The 20,230-nt window shown below is 44.6% G+C and carries 20 protein-coding genes and 2 tRNA genes; 5 read left to right on the plus strand and 17 right to left on the minus strand.

All coding sequences use genetic code 11. The features are described from left to right. Window positions 1-65 precede the first annotated feature (65 nt). The 13 genes from gpmA to trhA all read right to left on the minus strand — a co-directional run bounded on the left by gpmA (window position 66) and on the right by trhA (window position 13,650). Window positions 66-779, minus strand: a complete 714-nt coding sequence (gpmA, locus tag AABI08_RS07915) for a 2,3-diphosphoglycerate-dependent phosphoglycerate mutase (protein ID WP_252773339.1) — start codon at window positions 777-779, stop codon at window positions 66-68. A gap of 128 nt (window positions 780-907) precedes the next feature. Further along, window positions 908-1,108, minus strand: coding sequence for a cold-shock protein (locus AABI08_RS07920; RefSeq protein ID WP_047975175.1), 201 nt, complete (start codon window positions 1,106-1,108; stop codon window positions 908-910). A gap of 206 nt (window positions 1,109-1,314) precedes the next feature. Next, window positions 1,315-1,986: a DUF4811 domain-containing protein gene (locus AABI08_RS07925; protein ID WP_338344362.1), complete on the minus strand. Its 672-nt coding sequence runs from the start codon at window positions 1,984-1,986 to the stop codon at window positions 1,315-1,317. 1 nt (window position 1,987) lies between these two features. Beyond that, a complete protein-coding gene (locus AABI08_RS07930; protein ID WP_338344361.1) occupies window positions 1,988-3,496 on the minus strand; it encodes an MDR family MFS transporter in 1,509 nt (502 codons plus the stop codon). Window positions 3,497-3,641: 145 nt separating this feature from the next. Beyond that, window positions 3,642-4,346 (minus strand): nucleoside/nucleotide kinase family protein, encoded by a 705-nt coding sequence (locus AABI08_RS07935; protein ID WP_338344360.1) that lies wholly within the window; start codon window positions 4,344-4,346, stop codon window positions 3,642-3,644. Window positions 4,347-4,348: 2 nt separating this feature from the next. Next, entirely contained in the window at window positions 4,349-6,718 is a 2,370-nt protein-coding gene (gene helD / locus AABI08_RS07940; protein ID WP_338344359.1) for an RNA polymerase recycling motor HelD, read from the minus strand. A gap of 201 nt (window positions 6,719-6,919) precedes the next feature. Next, window positions 6,920-8,137, minus strand: coding sequence for a phosphoglycerate kinase (locus AABI08_RS07945; RefSeq protein WP_338344357.1), 1,218 nt, complete (start codon window positions 8,135-8,137; stop codon window positions 6,920-6,922). Window positions 8,138-8,341: 204 nt separating this feature from the next. Further along, window positions 8,342-8,413 (minus strand) — tRNA-Gln (locus tag AABI08_RS07950). A gap of 29 nt (window positions 8,414-8,442) precedes the next feature. After that, window positions 8,443-8,525: transfer RNA gene (locus tag AABI08_RS07955), tRNA-Tyr, on the minus strand. A gap of 267 nt (window positions 8,526-8,792) precedes the next feature. Beyond that, window positions 8,793-10,679 carry a M13-type metalloendopeptidase gene (locus tag AABI08_RS07960; RefSeq protein ID WP_338344356.1) on the minus strand — a complete coding sequence of 629 codons (1,887 nt, stop codon included), beginning with the start codon at window positions 10,677-10,679 and terminating at the stop codon, window positions 8,793-8,795. Window positions 10,680-10,800: 121 nt separating this feature from the next. Next, window positions 10,801-12,189, minus strand: a complete 1,389-nt coding sequence (locus AABI08_RS07965; RefSeq protein WP_338344355.1) for an MFS transporter — start codon at window positions 12,187-12,189, stop codon at window positions 10,801-10,803. 142 nt (window positions 12,190-12,331) lie between these two features. Then, a complete protein-coding gene (locus AABI08_RS07970; protein WP_338344354.1) occupies window positions 12,332-12,979 on the minus strand; it encodes a carbonic anhydrase family protein in 648 nt (215 codons plus the stop codon). 20 nt (window positions 12,980-12,999) lie between these two features. Continuing rightward, window positions 13,000-13,650, minus strand: coding sequence for a PAQR family membrane homeostasis protein TrhA (trhA, locus tag AABI08_RS07975; protein WP_338344353.1), 651 nt, complete (start codon window positions 13,648-13,650; stop codon window positions 13,000-13,002). 153 nt (window positions 13,651-13,803) lie between these two features. Between trhA and AABI08_RS07980 the strand changes: the two genes are divergently transcribed. Beyond that, on the plus strand, window positions 13,804-14,151 hold the full coding sequence (locus tag AABI08_RS07980) for an iron-sulfur cluster biosynthesis family protein (protein WP_338344352.1): 348 nt from the start codon (window positions 13,804-13,806) through the stop codon (window positions 14,149-14,151). A gap of 93 nt (window positions 14,152-14,244) precedes the next feature. Here AABI08_RS07980 and AABI08_RS07985 read toward each other — a convergent pair whose 3' ends face one another. From AABI08_RS07985 to AABI08_RS08000, 4 genes are read right to left on the minus strand one after another with little or no spacing between them, the layout of a single operon-like run. Next, window positions 14,245-15,138, minus strand: coding sequence for a DegV family protein (locus tag AABI08_RS07985; protein ID WP_338344350.1), 894 nt, complete (start codon window positions 15,136-15,138; stop codon window positions 14,245-14,247). A gap of 35 nt (window positions 15,139-15,173) precedes the next feature. Further along, window positions 15,174-15,524, minus strand: coding sequence for a fluoride efflux transporter FluC (locus tag AABI08_RS07990; protein WP_338344349.1), 351 nt, complete (start codon window positions 15,522-15,524; stop codon window positions 15,174-15,176). Continuing rightward, window positions 15,517-15,933: a fluoride efflux transporter FluC gene (locus AABI08_RS07995; RefSeq protein ID WP_338344348.1), complete on the minus strand. Its 417-nt coding sequence runs from the start codon at window positions 15,931-15,933 to the stop codon at window positions 15,517-15,519. The genes AABI08_RS07990 and AABI08_RS07995 overlap by 8 nt, the downstream gene beginning before the upstream one ends. 54 nt (window positions 15,934-15,987) lie before the next feature. Continuing rightward, entirely contained in the window at window positions 15,988-16,425 is a 438-nt protein-coding gene (locus AABI08_RS08000) for an Rrf2 family transcriptional regulator (RefSeq protein WP_338344347.1), read from the minus strand. An 85-nt stretch (window positions 16,426-16,510) separates the two neighbouring features. On the opposite strand from AABI08_RS08000, the gene AABI08_RS08005 reads away from it, so the two are divergent. The 4 genes from AABI08_RS08005 (at window position 16,511) to AABI08_RS08020 (ending at window position 20,095) form a co-directional block, all read left to right on the plus strand. Continuing rightward, complete coding sequence (locus AABI08_RS08005; RefSeq protein ID WP_338344346.1) at window positions 16,511-17,116, plus strand: nitroreductase family protein; 606 nt, start codon at window positions 16,511-16,513, stop codon at window positions 17,114-17,116. 330 nt (window positions 17,117-17,446) lie between these two features. After that, the gene (gene trpX, locus AABI08_RS08010; protein ID WP_338344345.1) at window positions 17,447-18,448 is read left to right on the plus strand and encodes a tryptophan ABC transporter substrate-binding protein; all 1,002 of its coding nucleotides are present in this window, start codon (window positions 17,447-17,449) and stop codon (window positions 18,446-18,448) included. Further along, complete coding sequence (locus AABI08_RS08015) at window positions 18,448-19,347, plus strand: ABC transporter permease (RefSeq protein ID WP_338344344.1); 900 nt, start codon at window positions 18,448-18,450, stop codon at window positions 19,345-19,347. Before trpX ends, AABI08_RS08015 begins: the two co-directional genes overlap by 1 nt. Continuing rightward, complete coding sequence (locus AABI08_RS08020; RefSeq protein WP_338344343.1) at window positions 19,340-20,095, plus strand: ABC transporter ATP-binding protein; 756 nt, start codon at window positions 19,340-19,342, stop codon at window positions 20,093-20,095. The genes AABI08_RS08015 and AABI08_RS08020 overlap by 8 nt, the downstream gene beginning before the upstream one ends. Window positions 20,096-20,230: the final 135 nt, after the last annotated feature.

Genomic DNA, 20,230 nt, shown 5'->3' on the forward strand with positions numbered 1-20,230 from the left:
TCTAAAAAATCCTAATAAAAAGCCCACCGGGGAAATCATCTTCCCAGACAGGCTTTTTGTTGACTTTATGCGCCCAACGTCTTCTTTGACTTGATTGACAAATCATCTGCCAAGTCATAAACGATTGGTTGGCCGTTAGCAATTTCAAGGTTCAAGATGTCATCATCTGAAATCTTTTCCAAGTGCTTAGCCAAGGCACGCAATGAGTTTCCGTGAGCTGCGATCACAACGTTCTTGCCTTCTTCCAAGTCTTTCTTGATCTTGGCTTCGTAGAATGGCAATACTCGTTCCAAAGTAACCTTCAAGTTTTCACCCAATGGCAATTCTCCGAAAGGAACATCAGCGTAACGGGCGTCAAAGGCAGGATAAGTCTTACCCTGAACTTCAACTGTTTCTTCATAGTTTTCAAGCAATGGAGGCAAAACATCATATGAACGACGCCAGATGTGCACTTGGTCATCGCCCCACTTTTCAGCGGCTTCTGCCTTGTTTTGTCCTTGCAAAGCGCCATAGTGACGTTCGTTCAAACGCCATGACTTTTCTTCTGGGACGTACAATTGGCCAGCTTCTTCCAATGCGTAGTGCAAAGTAGTGATAGCACGTGTCAAAACAGAAGTATAAGCTTGGTCAAAAACCAACCCTTCTTCCTTCAAGAGAACCCCAGCTTGCTTAGCTTGGTCAATTCCCTTGTCAGACAACTTGGTGTCAATCCAACCATTAAAGAGGTTTAATGCGTTCCATTCACTTTGTCCGTGACGGATCAAAACTAATTTTGCCATTTCCATGCTCCTTTGATTATTACAATTAAGATTCCTTGCTATTATACAACATTTGGTCTTTGAATTGAATTTATTCCAAAGAAAAAACCCGGGAAAAATTCCCGAGTTTTTAGACAAAGACTAAGTAATTAGTCCTTGTTGATGTTAACAGCTTGCAAACCGCGGTCTGAGTTTTCAACATCGAAAGTTACGGCTTGGCCGTCTTCCAAAGTCTTGAATCCGTCGCCTTGGATTGCTGAGAAGTGTGCAAACACATCTTCGCCTGATTCGCGTGTGATGAAGCCGTAGCCCTTTTCGCTGTTAAACCACTTTACAGTGCCTTTTTCCATGATTGTTTCTCCTTGGGTCATCCCAAAATTGTAGTTGTAATTAAGAATTGTTGGTATGACGCCTTCCGAAAAAAACAAATCAAAATCAAAACCTAAATTACATTGTTACTGTAACATAGAAATCAAGACTAAGCAATATTTTTCACTTAATTTAGGTGGAATCATACTAGTTTAATTAAAAAGTACAGCTTCCTTTTAACTAATTTTTAATGATTATTAGCTAAAAGATTTTGATAATAAGCAACAGCAGTTTGCGCTGCTCCATCCGGATCGGTTTGCGACTGTGACTTAACCTGCTGGAACCATTGAATAAAGTCTGCCTGGTTAGCCATTCCCGAAACAATGCTCTTCAAACGTTCACCATCTTGTGATGAGAGTGCCAACCATGTTGGTGGCACTTGGTAGGTTACCTGACGTGACTTCAAGTCATGATTGTTACCTGAGATTGCAAACATAAACTTATAGAAGCCGTTTCGGTAAACATAGTTCTTAGAAGTGGTTACCTTAAAGGCCTGATTTCCTTGAACATTTTGGATAGCCGTCTTGGTCTTCAAATCGGGTTTGGCCACTGTTGGTGTTGTACTGGTTGACGTATCGCGATAGATAAAGATTTTTTCTTTACCAGATGTCCCAATTTGTTGGTATGACAAGACACCATAGATGTTTTGGCCTTGGACAGAATAGATTTGCTGCTTGGTCGTCGTTGTCTGCACCTTCATGCCAAAATGATCATGCATATTGGCAATGATTAAAACAACTGAACTGATCACAATTAAGAAAGAAACAGCAACAGCAATAATCCGCTTTCTCATATCCTGAATCATCATCAGCGATACAAAAGCTAAGATAACGAAAATAAATAGAATAAAGATAATCATCTTAGTTCTCCTTTCCTGCTGCAGGCTTTGGTTCCACCTTACCCTTGTGCATCAAAAATGACAGCGCAAAGGCGAGCAAAGCAAAGCAAGCGGCCAAGAGGAAGGACGCATGGAAACCATCCAAGCTGGCCTGTAAGGCCTTTGAACCATAGGCAATCGGATCAGCCGTCTTCAGAGAATCGCTTGGTAGGTTGTTATTAATTTGTGACTGCATCACAGAAGCAAGGATTGCCGTCCCCAATGAGGCCGCAATTTGACGGGCCGTGTTATTAACAGCAGTTCCCTGGGCCGTTTGATTGAGATGCAAAGCGCCCATAGCAGATGACGTCAATGGCATCATCGTAATTCCGACACCCATCATTCGAACCATGTACAAGGCCGTGATATAAATCGTTGGTGTCGTTTCAGTCAAGAATTGGAACGGAATCGTCCCCAGCAAAATCATGGCGAAACCAAAGGCAGCCAAGCGTTTTGCTCCATAAAGGTCATAGAAATAGCCAGCAATTGGTGACATGACCCCAATCATCAAAGCACCAGGCAAGAGTGTCAGACCTGAATTTAAGGCTGACAAGCCACGAACCTGTTGCATATAGATTGGCAAGACCATCTCAACCCCAATCATGGCGATAAAGGTCAAGGCAACCAAGGCCGACGTCAAAGCAAATTGCTTATTTTTAAAGACAGAAACGTCCAAGAATGGCTTTTCCATGTGGAGTTGATGACGTACGAACTCAGCAATCACTAAGACCCCAACAATCATTGGTGCCAACACCCAAGTAAAGTTTGTCCATGAATAGTTTGAAACCATGGCTGATCCAAACAAAACCAAACCGAAACCAACCGTTGATTCAATCAACGAGCGGATATCCAAACTAACCTTACGCGTTTCCAAAACATTGCGGAAATAAATGGTTGACAAAACTAAGACAATCACAGCCAGTGGCAAGACCATACCGAAGATTGACCGCCAGTCACCACCAACAGTCATCCCCAAAACATCATGCTTTGAATCCAAAATCCAACCGGTCAACGTTGGTCCGATAGCAGGCGCCATTCCGATAACCAGCCCAACCATTCCCAATGCCTTACCACGGGACTTGGCATCAAAAAGTGTTAGCGCCACAACCTGCATCAATGGCATCACGATTCCAGCGGCAATCGCTTGCAAAGCACGAGCGACCATCAATAGCCAAAAGGCATTCGTCGGCGTTACGTAAGCAACTGCCGTTCCGATTGTATACACCACCAAAGCGGATAGATAAAGATACTTTGTTGGAATTCTCGTTGTCAAAAAAGCGGAAACAGGCACCATAATACCGTTAACCATCAAAAAGATGGTTGTCAGCCATTGAACCGTCGCCGTATCGACATTAAAGGCAGTCATCAGGGTTGGCAAAGCCGTTCCCAATGACGTCTGCATGATAATGATGATAAAAGACCCAACCATCAACAAGGCCATCATAGCCGCGCGATTAATGGGTTTTCCATTCATGTCAGTATTCTCTGCCATGTTTTTCCTCCATTTGTTGTGCAAATAAAATTTGTTGCCTATGGATACTTTAACCCATATTTTGTTATTTTTCTAATATTCTAAACCCAAGCAACAATCTTACCAATGGAAATGGCCCCTGTCAAATTTCCGAACATTCGGTCTTCTATCCTCGTATTCGTGAACCGACTGTTAATGAAACTGGATGATGATAGCGATCAAGTTTTAAAATCAGGTCGGCATCCACCCGCGTTTTTTGAATATAGCGATCATAATTGACCTGATTTGTCTGCTCCCAAACGGATAAAGCAAGGTCGTAAAAATCCTTAATTGCCATATCTTTATACTGGTAACGCCACGACTGCGGTTGGTTGCTTGCCTTCACCGTTGCCAAAAAGTTTCGTTCCAAGTACCAGTCCTTAATATCGCTGATATCCGCTTCCACAAACACTGTTTGATCGAGGCTTTCTGCAGGCAGTTGAAGGGCCACGACACCCTCAATAATTAAGACATCCGGTCGACTAATTTTCTGCTTTTCACCTGGTACAATGTCGGCCCAGGTCTGCGAATAACGGTTGATAACCTGATTTTTCATGCCAGCCTGAAAGTTTTCAATCAACTGAACTAAATCCTGCAAGTAATAACTTTGTGGGAAGCCCTTTTGATCAAAAATCCCCTCATCCTTTAAGACTTGGTTGGTCTTCAAAAAATCATCGGTGGAAATGACGGTGGCCACAAGTCCCTTTTTTTGCAGACCCTGGGCCAATTCCGCTGCCAAAGTCGACTTACCGACCGCAACGGATCCGGTCATTCCAACCGTTAAAAAAGACCCATGATGGGCCTCATAAATTTTTTCAACTAAATTTGTCATGCTTAATCCTCCACTGTGGCGTAAAGGTCCTTTGGTACTGCCGCAATCAATGGTGATACCTGGCCTTGACCAATCATTGTCAGACGGTGCATTGCGCGAGAGGCAACCGTATACAGCAAGCGCTGCTGGTCTTCCTTTTCATAGTGAGCAGCATCTGCCTGCCAAATGATGACGGCATCAAATTCCAAGCCCTTGGCCAGGTACGATGGAATAATCACGGCTCCTGCCGCCAAGCGCTGATTTTCGGAATGAATCAACGTCACCTTCGTGTCAGACAGCTGCTGGGCTAGCTCCCTGGCAGCATCCAGCGTCTGAGTGATAATCGCCGTTTTTTCGCCATCAGCCGCGTTTTCAGCCAATTGTTCCTTGACCAAATCAACAGCCTGGTTAGCCGTTTTCGCCATCTTCAAGACTGGCAGTTCACCCTCTCGGTTAAAGGCCTCAATCGCTTTGCCATTGGCCAACAATTCCTTGGAGAAATTCGTGATTTGTTCCGTTGATCGGTAGGTCTGGGTCAAATCAATCAATTCCACCTTAGCGGGATCGAAGAGTGAGGCAAAGTCTTCTTCAAGACTATTTGCCCAGTCTTGTGTGAAAATGGCCTGGTTTAAGTCACCCAAAACGGTAAATTTAGCATTTGGGAAGGAGAACTTCAAGAAGGCCAGTTGGAATGGCGTATAGTCCTGAATTTCATCGATAAAGAGGTAGCGAATATCGCGTTGTCCGTGCTTACCAGTAATTAAGTCATACAAATACAGGTAAATCGTTGTGTTTGCCAACGTTAATTCGTGCTTCTTCAAGTTCGCCACGACTTCGTTCAAGTATGATTGCCACTCGTCTTCTGTAACGCCAAAATCAGCTAGGGACAAGAACTTTGGCAAGGCCCTCAAGAAGTCAACGAACTGCGCGTTAATGTTGATAAAGCCAGAGCGACGAATCTTCTTCGCCAAGGGACGCAAAGCCTGGGTCGTAATTTTCTTAGCCAAGAAATTTCTTTCCTGCTTATCTGATTTAAACTCGCGCTCCTGCGGACCAGCACCCAGTTGGTGACGACGGGTCATTGCTGCGGCGTCGCCTTCCTGGTCATCTCCCAAACGGGTAGCACCAGCGCCAACCAATTCGTCATATTCCTCCTTTGAAAGGTTTTCAATGGCTAATTCGACCCAGTCCTGCTTCATCTGGTGACTGACTTGGGCTCGCAGTGACCGCAACAAGGAATCCTGAGTGGCTTCCAAGCGCTGTGACAACTTGTAATTACTATTATATTGATAGTAGATTTCTAGGATTTTCTCCTTGGAAATCAGTGGTTCGCCACGGAAATTCAAGCTACGAGCAGCCAGTCCCTTTTCATTGAGGGATTCCGCGTAGGCCTTTGTTGCTTCAAACATCTGCAAAGATCCAAGCATCCGCTCAATCTTTTCGTGTTCCACTGATTTTTCAAACCGTTCGGCTAAGGTTTGAACCGAGAACCGTGGCAAACGCCGGGATGCGTATTGGAAGAAGGTCAACTGAACCAGGTTCTGTTCCCCTAATTCGGGCAAAACTTGGTCAACATAGTCGTTGAACAACTGGTTGGGTGAGAACATCACGACCTGGCCAGAGTTCAACTTACCACGGTAGCGGTAAAGCAAGTAGGCCACTCGTTGCATAATGGCGGCCGTCTTTCCCGATCCGGCTGCCCCCTGTACGAAGAGCAAATCAGCATCCGTATTGCGGATAATTTTGTTTTGTTCCTTTTGAATCGTCGTGACAATCGACTTCATCTTAGTGGAAGACTCACCGGACAAGGCGTTTAAGAGCATGGCATCCCCGATGGCCTCTTCGGTATCAAAGAGAGTCACAATGACCCCATCTTCAATTTCAAACTGACGCTTCAAAGAAACGTCGGCTTTTTGTGGGCCGACTGGCGTCAAGTATTCGACATCACCCAAGCCACCATCATAGTAGATGGAGGCAACCGGGGTCCGCCAATCATAAATGTAGAAACGACCATTGTCATCGGAATAAGAAGCTAAACCGATATAGATTGATTCAGGCTCTTGATTGTCCTCACTGGGATCAGTAAAGTCGATACGAGCAAAATATGGCTTAACAATTTGCTTCGATAAGGTCTGATAGCGGACTTCAGCCCGTGATTGGGCTGCTTCACGCTCTGCAATGGCTTGTTGCTGTTGCCGAACGGACATGGCCGTTTCAACAATGCCAGAATAGGTACTGGTTTTGACCCGGACATCGTCCCAGGCGCTAGCGACGTCTGCCAGTGACCCTTTGGATTTTTTAATCTCCTCTTTGGTACTTTCCAGGGAATCGGTAATCTTTCCCAGGGTTTGGTCTAAATAGGCTTGTTCATTAACTAATTGCTCTTTTGACACGGTGCACCTCTCGAAAATAAGTTGTTGTCATTATACGCTAATTTCTTCTATTTATAAAGAGTATAAATAACAAACAAATTTAAACTTTTTGTTCGCTTTCTCTCCCACAATTAGCTTCTATTTTAACAGACTTATTAAGAAAAATTCGGATTTTATGTATAAAAAAACCAAGCACAAAATGGCTTGGTTTCAAATCGTTTTTTACTTGTCAGTCAATGATTGGATACCTGGCAAAGTCTTACCTTCCAAGTATTCCAAAGATGCACCACCACCAGTTGAGATGTGTGACAATTGGTCAGCAACACCCAAAGCTTGCACGGCAGCAGTTGAGTCACCACCACCAACAATGGTTGTACCACCATTCTTGGTTACATCAACCAAGGCGTTTCCGATTGCCAAAGTTCCCTTGGCAAAGTTTTCCATTTCAAAGACACCCATTGGGCCGTTCCATACGACCGTCTTGGCATCTGACAAAACCTTCTTGAACAAGTCAATTGACTTAGGACCGATGTCCAAGCCCATGTAACCGTCAGGAATACCAGCGTCTGAATCAACAGTCACTGTCTTAGCATCGTTAGCAAAGTTGTCAGCAGCAACAGCATCAATTGGCAAAACCAACTTGTCCCCTGCTTCTGCCATCAATTCCTTAGCCAAGTCAACCTTGTCGGCTTCAAACAATGACTTTCCAATCTTGTTGCCCTTGGCAGCATCGAAAGTATAAGCCATTCCACCACCGATGATAACCTTGTCAGCCTTCTTCAACAATGATTGAACAACTTCAATCTTGTCAGAAACCTTGGCACCACCAATGATGGCAACGAATGGACGCTTTGGTGTATCAACAGCGTCACCCAAGAACTTGATTTCCTTTTCCATCAAGAAGCCGGCTGCAGCTTGATCAACGTTTGAAGCGATTCCAACGTTTGAAGCATGGGCACGGTGAGCAGTTCCAAAGGCATCGTTGATGAACATGTCATCACCAAGTGAAGCCCAGTACTTACCCAATTCAGGGTCGTTCTTTGATTCAAGCTTAACTTGTTCACCGTCATGAACATCTTCATAACGAGTGTTTTGGACCATCAATACTTGACCGTCCTTCAAATCAGCAATAGCTTGTTCCAATTGAGCACCACGTGTTTCAGGAACAAAAATAACTTCTTGTCCAAGCAATTCGCCCAAGCGCTTTGCTACTGGTTCAAGTGACAAACCTGGCTTGTCTTCTTCTGACTTGACTCGACCCAAGTGTGAGAACAAGATTGCACGGCCGTTTTCGGCGATAACGTGCTTGATTGTTGGTAATGCGGCTACGATTCGGTTATCGTTACCAATCACACCATCTTTGATAGGGACATTAAAGTCCACACGCATCAAAACCTTCTTGCCGCTCACGGCCAAGTCAGTTACTGCTAATTTTGCCATAATTGCCTCCAAATATTCTTTGTTTAAACAAGACCAATTATAAAGCAAAAAGCTGTAAATGTCTTGGGGTCTCACAGAATTTTATTGTCGAAAGCCCTCAAAAAATAACGATTCTAAATCAGATACTCACCAAAACTGATTTTTTAAGAAAATCAGAAAAAAAGACGACAAAAAAACCGGCTCATCACTGAACCGGCGTCTTAGTTGCCCCTGCTGGGATCGAACCAGCGCATGGAGGTACCAAAAACCTCTGCCTTACCACTTGGCCAAGGGGCAATGCTTCTATTTTGCCTGAAGCGAGGCAATGGGAGCGGTAGGATTCGAACCTACGAACCCGAAGGAACGGAGTTACAGTCCGTCGCGTTTAGCCAGACTTCGCTACACTCCCGTTTGCTAAACAACTATTCTATAATAACAAGAATTATTGCAGGTGGCAAGTCTTTTTTCTGATTTTTTTGATTATTTTTAGGCGATTATTCCAAAAATAATGCCATTTGCCGTGAATGCAAAACAAAAAAGAAAAAGCCCGTCGCTAGAATTCGTGCCTATTTAATGTAGGCAATCAAATCAGTAACTGACTTTTTCTATTTTTTATAATGAGATGAGGACTCCTCGCCCCACTTCAGCTAATCTCAAAGCAAAAGCCTTCAACGTATTACCAAATTTGGATTCGCTTTTCAGGATCCAACCACATGCCATCCCCGGCTTGAATGCCATAAGTTTGGTGGAAGTCATCAAAGTTTGGCAAGATAACGTTCGTCCGCAACTTCGCCGGTGCATGAACATCAATCTTCGCTAACATAGCAAGGTAAGCTGGTGATGCCTTTTGCCGCCACAATGTCGCAAAGTTTTCAAAGAAGGCTTTGGCATCAAAGTCCTTTTGTTCCTTAGCAGCTGCCAAAGCGGCGGAAACTCCACCCAAATCAGCAACGTTTTCGGAAACCGTCAAGTGGCCATTAATTTTGGCACCGGCTGAATCTTGACCATCAAAAGCAGCAACGACCGCTTGTGTCTTCTGCTCGAAGTGTTCAAAGTCTTCCTTTGTCCACCACTCCTTCAAGTTTCCATGTTCATCGTAACGGGCGCCGTTAGTGTCAAAGGCGTGAGTAATTTCATGAGCAATGACTGTTCCGATTCCACCAAAGTTTTGGCTCGATGATTGGTGGTAATCGTAAAATGGTGCTTGCAAAATGGCTGCCGGGAAGACAATTTGATTAAATTCAGGTGAATAATAGGCATTCACCAGATCCCCTGGCATTTCCCAGCGACTCGTGTCGGGTGCCTGTCCCCACTGGCTAAAGTGATCGGCCACCGCAGCCTTAGAAAAGTCTTCTACGTTTTCCAAGAGCGACTTGTGAACATCGACTTTGCGATTCTCCAAGTAGGCAGGAATCTGATCAGGATAACCAACCTTGACTTGCAGGGCAGCCAACTTTACCTTGGCCTTTTCTCGCGTAGCAGCCGACAACCACTTTTGCTGGTCAAAGCGGCCATCATAAACGCCAATCAAATCCTGGACCATCTTCTCGACATCTTTTTTAGCAGCCTCACCAAAATAAGTTTGGCCATACCAACGACCAACGATTTGGGCAAAGAATGCTCGAGCCTGGCGGAAGGCAGCCTTGTCGGCATCAACCGCTTGCTTGGCACCAGAAAGCTTCCGTCCAAAGACACCAGCATCGATTCGGCTCTGATTTCCCAATAACTTGGCAATATCGAGCATATTTTGAACAATTGACCAAGACTTGATCAAAGCAAAGTTCTTTTCTTGGTAAACAGCATTCGCCTTATCGAAGAACGCCCCATCAAAGATAATGACCTTTTCTGGCTTTTGTCCGAGCACCTTTTCAATTACTGCAGCAATCCGATAGTCGGTGAATTGTTCTGTCAAATCAGCCAAGGCCGTTGGATGGTAATTCTTCCAATAATCCGACAACGTTTCACGAGAACTCTCACTATCCGCCAAAATTTGATCAAACGCCAAAGTCTCATCAACTAATTTTTGCGCTTCTTTTTCTGCAAAACCAAACCGTTGCAAGAGCCCAGTGACCATTGTTGACCAGGTAGCCAACAGGTCCTTTTTGCTATCTTCATCCTGATAACTGGTCGTATCAGGCAAAATCAGCCCCGGATTGGCCAACCATAACTCGTTACGCGCCGTATTCTTTGAATCAGGACTAACCGTCAATGCCAGTGGTGTCGTATAAGAATCCAAAATCAATTGGCCTTCGGCTGCTTGGAAGTCATGCCAGTTTTCAATCTTGAGCAACGGCTGCAAGAATTGCTGTACTTGACCGGCCTCATCTTGACCTCGGCGGTCCCAGTCCTTAGTTAACTGATGGAGGGCAACGAACTGGTCCAAAGCGGCGACTGCCTTTTGACCAGCTTCGATTTCTTTGACCGTGGCCCGTTCCAAATCTTCAATCTTATCCGCCAAGTCATAAAAACCACCGGTGACGGGCTTATCGGCCGGAATTTCGGCCTGATTTAGCCACTCCTGGTTGACCGCCTGATAAAAATCATCTTGATACTTTGCTACCATGTGCGCCTCCTAATAATTGTCAATTTCGTTATTCATCATTATCCACTAGACCACTTCTAAAAAGCAAATTTCTTCATAAAAAAAACCAAACAAAGCGCTGTTTGGCATTCTTTTATTAAATTTAACTAAGAGTTTGCGCCCCGGCATCCTTTGGCAAGGTTAAGACCTCCAACAGTGGGTACAGGGAAACCAATCCCACAATCAAGAAGGTTACTTGATAGGCCAGCGTGGTTTTCATAACCTGGCCAAGCAAAGCCAAAATTGTTGCGACAATCCCGACCCCCAAAGCTTGTGAAAGCATTTGCAGGACAGAAGTTAAGGTATTGGCTGAATTCTTCTGTTCCTTTGAAAGTTCCGAGAAAGACAATGAATTATAAGCCGTCAAAGCCAACGAACGACCAACACCAGATACGAAAGCGACGAAGGCAATCCAGACCTTGGCGCTATCAGCATGAAAGGCGGCCATCAGCAGCGTTGCCAAACTAGCCAAGCTCAGGGCCACTACTAGAGCATACTTGTAGCCTAAGCGGCGAATAATCACTGTGGTAAAGGGCTTAATGGCGATATTGCCGATGAAGATAAAGATGACATAGGTTCCAGCCATGATTGGTGACCAATGGAAGGCGACCTGCAAGACCAAGGTCAAAAGGTATGGCAAAGCGCCAATCGTCATCCAAAAGATTGATCCACCCGATTCATAGACACGGAATGTTTTGACCTTTAGCGGCTCTAGCGAGAAAAGCGGTTGGTCGCTAGCTGAAAGATGGTGCCAGGCCAAGGCCAAAAAGACGAGTGCTACGAACAGTACCAAGAAGCCCCAGAAAAAGAGCGATAGCGCGCGTGAAAGAATTTCAGAAGCAATCAAAAGCCCCCCACCGGCAACTGCCACGAGCAAGAAACCAAATAAATCAAAGGGCAAGTCTTCCCGCTCGTTATCATCCAAAATAAAGAATGCACCCGTTAAAATGATTAACAGGCCAATTGGCAGGTTCAAAAAGAAAATCCAATGCCAGGACAAACTAGCAATGACGTAACCCCCAAGTAAAGGAGCAATGGCCGGTGCCAAGAGTGCCGGCCAAACCAGGTAAGACAGGATTTGGAGCATTTTCTTTGGTTCCGTATTTTCCAAAATAATTAAGCGGCCGACGGGCACCATCAAGGCCCCGGACATCCCCTGGATAGCCCGCATGACCAACAAATAGGTCAAATTGTTAAAGAGCCCGGCCAGCACGGATGAAACCGTGAAAAGACCCACGGCAATCAAAAATAAGTTCTTGCGGCGAACCTTTTTGGCTAGCCAACCAGATAATGGAATAAAGATGGCGGAAAACAGCATGTAGACTGACACGAGTAATGAGGCCGTACTCTGGGCCACCTTCAAATCAGTTGCAATCTGTGGTAGCGCTGTTGTGACAATGGTTGAATCAAGCATTTGCATAAACAGTGCGGCCGCTACGACCAAGGCCGCCCGTTTCATCTGCGAAAAATTCATTTGCGAATTACTGGTCATGAAAAAAAATCCCCTTTTAAATGACGAATGAAATCAAAGAAGCTCCTCATTTGTTAGAGAAGCTCATTTTACATCTATCAATTTTAGTCTTAGATCAAAAAGAAAACAATGGCATTGAAAAAAGCCCGAAGGGCTTTTGAACTTACTTTAAATGAGTCACCGGTGATAAGTGGTGATAAACCACCGTCCGCCCGGATAAGGGCTGGCAATCCCGGTAGTTATCCGGATAGGCTTCGGCAAAAGTTGCCAAATCTTTAGGACTTATCCCCACCGGTTTGTCTAACAAGAACCAATTAATGTCTTTTTTCAACGGCGGTGTGGTTAACGAACCCGTATAGGTAAAGCAGCCCGTTTTTTCCACAGGCAGCAAATCCTGCAAATTGACGGTCTTTTTTTCTTCCGAAAAGAGTGGAGCGAAGATGACAGGATGCTTTTCGTCGACTTCGGCAAAGGCCCCGACCACCATGGTTTGGCCAAGCTGATTTTGACAAACGATGTGAATCTCAGCCGCTTCGCGCTGATCATCAATCAGGTGTTCAGCGCCATCATGAATATGAAAACGAACAACATTCCAAGCTTGCTGGTTTAAAATCAGCTGACCCTGGCAATAAAATTGATCACCAATCACTTCCGGACTCTTCTTGACCGGTGTGTTTTGAAAATCAGTCCAATCAACCTGCCAGTCATCACCCGTGACAACAGCTGATTTTTCAATTGCAATTGGCGACTCTAGGTTGCTTAACGCAGTGGCTGTCCAGGCACTTTGAAAGCGATAATCCAGCTTTTCCATCTTTTTGACCTTCTTTCAATCTAAAGAGTTAGATATATTGAGCAGTACATGAGTCCGGCACCAACCAGCACAAAAACATGCCAGTAAACGTGACCCATGGGAATTTTTGGTACGAGGTAAAAAATGGTTCCAAGAGAGTATACCACGCCGCCGGCTAATAGTAACCAAAAGGCAGCCGGTGATAAAGCAGTCCACAATAACGGCATGGCAATAATAATTAACCAGCCCATCACCAGGTAAATCAGGACAGATAACCAAGGAAAGCGACCAACCAGAAACAAATCATAAATCAGACCGGCAATGGTCATCAATAAGATGGCGGACCAGATGCCAATGCCCCAACCACCTTTCAAAACTAACCAGGTATAGGGCGTATAGGACCCTAATATCACGAAATAAATACCGGCATGATCCATAAATTGGAAAATCTTGGCTGCCCTAGTAAAAACCAGTGAGTGAAAAAGTGTCGAAGCCAGTAAGAACAGTGATACCGAGGTCAAATAAATACTGACCGCCGCGATTTCAATACCACTCGTCTGCCCATCACGGACCATTTTCAGCGCTAAAAAGACACTAGCGATAATGGCTAAGATAAAGCCAAGACCGTGGGTCACAGCATTTAAAACCTCATAGACAATCTGGTAAGTTTTTCCATGTTTTTTAATTTCCATTTTTCTATAAAACCCCTTAAAAGTGTTTTTCTTGCTATTTTTCTCTCTTCCTATCGAGAAAAATAAATAAAATAACAACTATACCAATTGACAAACATTGTTAAACATTATATACTAATCTTGTTACTTAAAGATGAATTGGAGGAATATTTTATGAAATTGACTTTTACACCAGCAGCAACTGAGCGTTTGCAGAAGTTCTTAGGCGACGACGTCAAGATGGTTCTGGACTTTGACGATGGTGTTGGCCCATTCTCAGACGAAGCAAACTGCACTTTGGCTTTGTCATTTAACCTCTTGTTCGTCAACAAGGATGCTGATTTGTCCGAATTTGGTGCCAAAATTGACTCCAACCTTGGTGAAATCTATGCTAAGCCTTATTCAACCGATCAAATGGACGAAGAAATGACCATCGACGTCAATGAAAAGTACTTGCGTTATTCATTGGCTGGCCGCGGTGGCGAATTGGACCCAGCCTTGGGTATCAAAAAAGTTGCCTAACCCATCTTGATAGTCAGACATTAACCAATATTTATCTGCTTACTAAAAAGTCAGCCGAACGGCTGGCTTTTTTATTTACTATTAATAGCTATCTCAGTCTTCTTTTGCCATAACCTGCCAGTCATGTGACCAAATAACGGCCATTGCCCCATCACCGGTATGCACACCAATGACAGGATCCATGCTGGCGCGTTCAAAGGCAACAGTTGGGTACTTTGCCTGAAAGTCTTTCAGCCATTTATCCCCTAATTTAGCATTATTACCATCAATAATGTAGGCTCGCACCGGAAAATCAGCAGCTCTTAGGTAGTCTTCAAAGGCTTCTTGGATTTGCTCCTTTGCCCCAGACATCTTCCGTGCCTTACCAACGGCGCCAATCTTCCCATCCCCAACGATGTCAAAGGATAGGATTGGTTTAATATTCAATAAACCGCTAATAAGGGCTTGTCCACGAGATAGGCGACCCGTTCGCTTCAAATGTGAAATATCGTTGACGACCAAACGAACACCCAGGTCCTCACGGAAAGCCGCAAGCATCTGGTCGATTTCAGCCAAAGTGCGACCCTTTTCGGCTAATTTGGCGGCCAATAAGGCTTGACTAGCCTGCCCCATGTTAGTCAATTTAGAATCGACTACAAGAATTTCTTCAAGGCCATCGAAACCATCAGCAACCAGCTTGGCCGTTTGAAAGGCACCTGAAATTCCTGAAGACAGGGTGATGATGATGGCTTCTGTATAGCCAGCCTGGACCGCCTGGTTTAAAGCCTGTTCCCATTCGGCTGGACTTGGTTGCGATGTCGTTGGTAAAACATCTTTTTTAGTCATTAATTCGACCAAATCAGCTAGAGAAGTTAAATCCTGGCCACCCATATAGGTTTCTTGGCCAAATAAAATCGGAATTGATACTTCCTCAATTCCATATGAACGGCGAATTTCGGCCGGCAGTGCCGCCGATGAATCCACAATTATTGCTGTTTTCTTTGTCATAAGTTGCTCCTAATCCTAAGGGCTATTTTACCATACTAACGAACGGCCCCTGCTAGGACTTGGCCCAAGAAGAAAGCGGTGGCACCGGCAAGAACCTGCACGAACAAATAAAGTAGTTGCTTCAAAAGGCCATCTCTTTGCTTCGCCTGGGTCATCATCGTTGAAAAGGTGGTTAATCCACCCAAAAAACCGGTTTGCGTCAATAAGACGGCATGGGAGCCTTGGCCAATACTTGAAAGAATACCAAGCAAAAATGATCCAAGAATATTAACCGCCCAGACCCCGGTAAACAAATCAAAGCGTTGTGGCCACCAAATCAGTAACAGATACCGCAAAAGGGCTCCAAGCCCGGCCCCAATCATCACGAGCAGGTAGTTTTCAAGCATGACTAACTCCCTTCTGATTTGGATTCAAAACGGCTTGGGCAGTCAATTGTCCGGCAATCACCAGTGCTAGACCACCAAAAAGCGAAAGGAAAAGATAAGAAAAGGCCAAAAATGGTTGATGCAGGCCGAGATGGAAGGTTTGCAAAATCATGGTCCCAAAGGTCGTGAATCCGCCCATAATGCCAGTTCCTAAGAACGACTGCCAGTATGCCGGCCGTTCCATCTTTTCAACCAAATAAGCGCCCAAAAATGCCAGTAAAAAGGCCCCCAACCAATTAATCAGCATCGTCGTTAATGGCCACGCCCCAATTACTGGAACAAAGCTCAATAAATAACGGAATAGGCCTCCAATGGCGCCTCCAAGGAAAACAACCAATCCCTCAATCTTTCGATTCGTTTCAACCGTCATCGCATTCCCTTCTTTCTATTTTGAGTTAAGAAGACATTATAACGCAATTATTTTTCAGATGGGTAGTGTTTGGTTCTTTTTGACATCTTCTACTAAATCAAAAAGGGTCATTTCGCCCATCACGGCCATTACCGCTTGGTCAATTTCACCATAATACTTTGACAGGGCCGAACCAATTGACGAACCAACTGGGCAATCAGGATTAGTATGTTTATCCAAGGCAAAAACTGCCGCACAGTCTTCAACGGCCTGCAAAACCTCTGCAAAGGTAATTTCCTTACTATCTTTTGCAAGCACGGGGCGACCAGGGTAAGGACCCTGTCGACACAAAATATTAGCATTCTGTAATTCGGCTAAAAGAGCCCGTACACGTGACGGGTTCGTATTGATAGATCCCGCAATCGTAGCTGAGCTTAATGAATCTGTTGGTCGCGCAGTTGCCACATAAACAAGGATGTGGAGCGCATTTGTTAATCGTAATGATGGTTTCATAAAAATTAGTCCTTGTATTTTTCTAAAGACTATTATACCATATGATTGTACTTTTAAAAAATACAACCAACAAGGAGACAGAAATATGTCAGAATTTTTAGATTTGCAAAAGAAGCGTCGTTCAATTTACGCCCTTGGTAAGGACGTTTCAAAGACTCCTGAAGAACTTAACTCAATTATTAAAGAAGCTATTGAAAACACACCATCAGCTTTTAACTCACAATCAACACAAGCCGTTGTTTTGACTGGTGCCGCTCACGACCGTTTGTGGGACATCACATTAGCTGAATTGAAGAAGGTTTCTGCTGATGAAGAAGCCTTTGCTGCTACGAAGGCCAAGGTTGATGGCGCTTTCAAGGCCGGCTTTGGTACTGTTCTGTTCTATACTGATACAAACATCGTCAAGGGCTTGCAAGAAGGCTTCCCACTTTACGCTAACAACTTCCCTGATTGGGCTGAAGAAGCTGTTGGTATTTCTCTTTACGCCGTTTGGATGCGTCTAGCTGAAGAGGGTATTGGTGCCTCATTGCAACACTACAATCCATTGATTGATGCAGCCGTTGCTAAGGAATTTAACTTGCCTGAAAACTGGACATTGCGTGGTCAAATGCCATTTGGTTCAATTGTTGCACCAGCTGGTGACAAGGATTACTTAGCTGAAGACGTTCGTTTCCGCTTCTTCCAAGACTAATTCTTCTCTTAACGTTCATTGTAGACTTTTCTGATAATTTTTTCATTTTTTCTTGACAGGCCTAGTCCTGTCTTGTATGCTTAACTTAACTTTTAGATGTTTTAAGGAGTCGCGTATGCGTCAGTTTGCTTCACAATCTAACCGCCAATGGTGGCGCCGGTAGGAAAGCAGCTCGTCGATTGGACAAGCTGTGACAACAGTTTTGTCCCAACCGGCTCTTTTGCAGTTCATTAAAAGTCTGTTTGGGTTTAATCACAATACCCAGGCAGGCTTTTCTTTTTGTCTAAAACCTGTCTGGGCCAGTATCTTAGAAGTTTGAAGGAGTAAAAAATGAATAAGCGTCTACTAACCGTGACATCATTCATCGCCCTTTTCCTAGTCGTTGCCTTTTTCACCACCGGCAACACCAACACTAGTTCGAAAAAAGGCATCCCCACCGTGGGTATTTTGCAGCTAGTCACTCATCCCGCCTTGGACCAAATTCACCAAGGAGTAGTGGCTGGGCTAGCTGATGGTGGTTACAAAGCCGGCAAAAACGTGAAGATCGACTACCAAAACGCGCAAGCGGACCAAGCTAATTTGAAAACAATGGCGCAAAACTTTGCCAATAAAAATGAAGATTTAACTGTTGGAATTGCTACGCCAGCAGCCCTTTCTTTGGCTAAAGCAGCCAATGGCAAGACACCCGTTATCCTAGCTGGGATTACCAACCCTAGCGGCTCTAAGTTAGTGAAATCAGATGCTCATCCTGGTGGCAATATCACTGGGGTCGGCGGTGACTCTCCTTATGAAAAGCAGATTGCCGTTTTCAAGGAAGTCTTACCAAAGGCGAAGACAATCGGAATCGTTTCCACTTCTTCTGATGCTGGTGGCACTTATAATGCAAAGCAAATGACCAAGGCCTTAAAGAAGGCCGGTTATCAAGTCAAAAACTATACGATTGCTTCTACTAATGACATGCAACAAGTTGCGACCACCATGGTCGGCCAAGTCGACGCTGTTTATGCACCGCAAGATAACGGCGTTGCCACGGCGATGAAGACTTTGGTTGCCGTCGCTAACCAAGCACATGTTGCCGTAATCCCAGCCGCTGACTCAATGGTGAAAGACGGTGGTTTGGTTACTTTTTCTAATTCACAGTATGAAATTGGTTATCAGGCTGGTCGGATGGCTGCCCAAGTCCTTAGTGGTAAGAAAAAAACGGCAACGATGCCAGTTTACAACGTCACTAAGGGAAATTACGTCATCAACCAACAAACAGCGAAGACGCTTGGCATTACTTTGCCTGCCGATATCGTTGCAAAGGCTGAAAAAGCTGGGGAGGTCTTCTAATGTCAATTGTTGTTTCGAGTATTTCTCAAGGGATTTTGTGGGCCGTTTTGGGCCTCGCCCTCTTTTTAACCTTTAGAATTCTGAACTTCGCCGATATGACGGTTGAAGGTTCCTTCCCACTTGGTGGTGCAACTGCTGTTGCCCTGATTGCCCACGGGGCCAACCCCTATCTGGCAACATTAGCCGCCATCTTCGTTGGCGCACTAGCTGGCTTAGCGACTGGCCTTTTGTATACCAAAGGTAAGATTCCGATTTTACTATCCGGAATTTTGGTCATGACAGCCTGCCTGTCCATTAACCTCCGCATTATGGGTTCTGCCAATATTTCCCTCTTGAACCAAAAGACCATCTTCTCGTCACCATTCTTAGAAGGTCTACCAAAATACTTTGACGGCGTCTTTGTGGGCCTAATCATTATTGTTTTGATGACCCTCGCCTTAATCTGGTTCTTACAAACAGAACTCGGCCAAGCCTTCATCGCCACTGGCGATAACGCCAAAATGGCTGCTGCCTTTGGGATTAAAACCGACCAAATGACCATCATGGGTCTAATGGTTTCAAACGCCATGATTGCCTTTGGTGGCGCCGTTATCGCACAAAACAACGGCTTTGCGGATATTAACATGGGAATCGGTATCATCGTCATTGCCTTGGCTTCGATTATTATCGGTGAAGTTGCCTTTGGTGATTTGTCATTAAATCAGCGTCTGGTCGCCGTCATCATTGGTTCCATTATCTATCGCCTGGTTTTGCTGGCCGTCTTGCAACTCGGCTTCTCAACCAATGACTTAAACCTGATTTCATCCGTTATTTTGGCGATTGCCATGGTTTTGCCACAAGTTCGCCATTATTTGAAATTAGACAAGATTTTGCAGTTAGGAGGACAGCACCATGACTGAGCCCGTGATTACCCTAAAAGATGCGACCGTTACCGTCGGCAATCAAACCGAAATTTTAAAGCAGCTAAACCTAGAAATATATCCCGGTGATTTCATCACCGTCTTAGGAACCAACGGAGCCGGAAAGTCGACTTTGTTCAACGCCATTTCTGGTGATCTCGCACTTAGTTCCGGATCTGTCTTCCATCAAGGTAAAGACATCACCTCTCTCCCAGCCGTTAAGCGGACCGCCTTTTTGGCTCGTGTTTTCCAGGATCCAAAGATGGGAACAGCACCCCGGATGACAGTTGCTGAAAACCTCCTCTTGGCTGAAAAACGTGGTTCAAGACGGACATTAAGAAACCGTCACCTCACTAGTCAAAAGCTAGATTTTTATCATGAAATCACGGAAAAGATGGGCAACAACCTTGAGGATCGCTTACAGACAGCCGCTGGTTCCCTTTCTGGGGGCCAACGACAAGCACTATCCTTTCTGATGGCCATTCAGGTTAAGCCAGAACTTCTGCTCTTAGACGAGCATACAGCCGCCTTAGATCCCAAGACTTCGGCACAACTGATGGATGCCACGAACCACCAGGTCGTCGATAATCACCTAACGGCATTGATGATTACCCATAATCTGGCAGATGCCCTCACCTATGGCAATCGTCTGATTGTCTTAAATGCTGGTAAGATTGTCTTAGACGTTAAAGACCAAGAAAAAAAGGACCTCAGTGAAGAGGACCTCCTTGAATACTTTGTTCACTAAAATTAAGTCAGAAAAGTCCAAGCTATGATATGAACCCCGAAATTTGGACAACCAAATTTCGGGGTTTTACTATGTCTAAATTATCAAAAGAAGACAAAGTTAATATTTATTATCTTTGGAAAAAACAATGCTATA

The organism is Fructobacillus evanidus, assembly GCF_963580165.1.
GTDB lineage: Bacteria > Bacillota > Bacilli > Lactobacillales > Lactobacillaceae > Fructobacillus > Fructobacillus evanidus.

Excerpts from the sequence above, each read along its gene's own strand:
- gpmA (WP_252773339.1), bottom strand. The coding sequence starts at position 779 with ATGGCAAAATTAGTTTTGATCCGTCACGGACAAAGTGAATGGAACGCA.
- AABI08_RS07920 (WP_047975175.1), bottom strand. The coding sequence starts at position 1,108 with ATGGAAAAAGGCACTGTAAAGTGGTTTAACAGCGAAAAGGGCTACGGC.
- AABI08_RS07925 (WP_338344362.1), bottom strand. The coding sequence starts at position 1,986 with ATGATTATCTTTATTCTATTTATTTTCGTTATCTTAGCTTTTGTATCG.
- AABI08_RS07930 (WP_338344361.1), bottom strand. The coding sequence starts at position 3,496 with ATGGCAGAGAATACTGACATGAATGGAAAACCCATTAATCGCGCGGCT.
- AABI08_RS07935 (WP_338344360.1), bottom strand. The coding sequence starts at position 4,346 with ATGACAAATTTAGTTGAAAAAATTTATGAGGCCCATCATGGGTCTTTT.
- AABI08_RS07945 (WP_338344357.1), bottom strand. The coding sequence starts at position 8,137 with ATGGCAAAATTAGCAGTAACTGACTTGGCCGTGAGCGGCAAGAAGGTT.
- AABI08_RS07960 (WP_338344356.1), bottom strand. The coding sequence starts at position 10,679 with ATGGTAGCAAAGTATCAAGATGATTTTTATCAGGCGGTCAACCAGGAG.
- AABI08_RS07965 (WP_338344355.1), bottom strand. The coding sequence starts at position 12,189 with ATGACCAGTAATTCGCAAATGAATTTTTCGCAGATGAAACGGGCGGCC.
- AABI08_RS07970 (WP_338344354.1), bottom strand. The coding sequence starts at position 12,979 with ATGGAAAAGCTGGATTATCGCTTTCAAAGTGCCTGGACAGCCACTGCG.
- trhA (WP_338344353.1), bottom strand. The coding sequence starts at position 13,650 with ATGGAAATTAAAAAACATGGAAAAACTTACCAGATTGTCTATGAGGTT.
- AABI08_RS07980 (WP_338344352.1), top strand. The coding sequence starts at position 13,804 with ATGAAATTGACTTTTACACCAGCAGCAACTGAGCGTTTGCAGAAGTTC.
- AABI08_RS07985 (WP_338344350.1), bottom strand. The coding sequence starts at position 15,138 with ATGACAAAGAAAACAGCAATAATTGTGGATTCATCGGCGGCACTGCCG.
- AABI08_RS07990 (WP_338344349.1), bottom strand. The coding sequence starts at position 15,524 with ATGCTTGAAAACTACCTGCTCGTGATGATTGGGGCCGGGCTTGGAGCC.
- AABI08_RS07995 (WP_338344348.1), bottom strand. The coding sequence starts at position 15,933 with ATGACGGTTGAAACGAATCGAAAGATTGAGGGATTGGTTGTTTTCCTT.
- AABI08_RS08000 (WP_338344347.1), bottom strand. The coding sequence starts at position 16,425 with ATGAAACCATCATTACGATTAACAAATGCGCTCCACATCCTTGTTTAT.
- AABI08_RS08005 (WP_338344346.1), top strand. The coding sequence starts at position 16,511 with ATGTCAGAATTTTTAGATTTGCAAAAGAAGCGTCGTTCAATTTACGCC.
- trpX (WP_338344345.1), top strand. The coding sequence starts at position 17,447 with ATGAATAAGCGTCTACTAACCGTGACATCATTCATCGCCCTTTTCCTA.
- AABI08_RS08015 (WP_338344344.1), top strand. The coding sequence starts at position 18,448 with ATGTCAATTGTTGTTTCGAGTATTTCTCAAGGGATTTTGTGGGCCGTT.
- AABI08_RS08020 (WP_338344343.1), top strand. The coding sequence starts at position 19,340 with ATGACTGAGCCCGTGATTACCCTAAAAGATGCGACCGTTACCGTCGGC.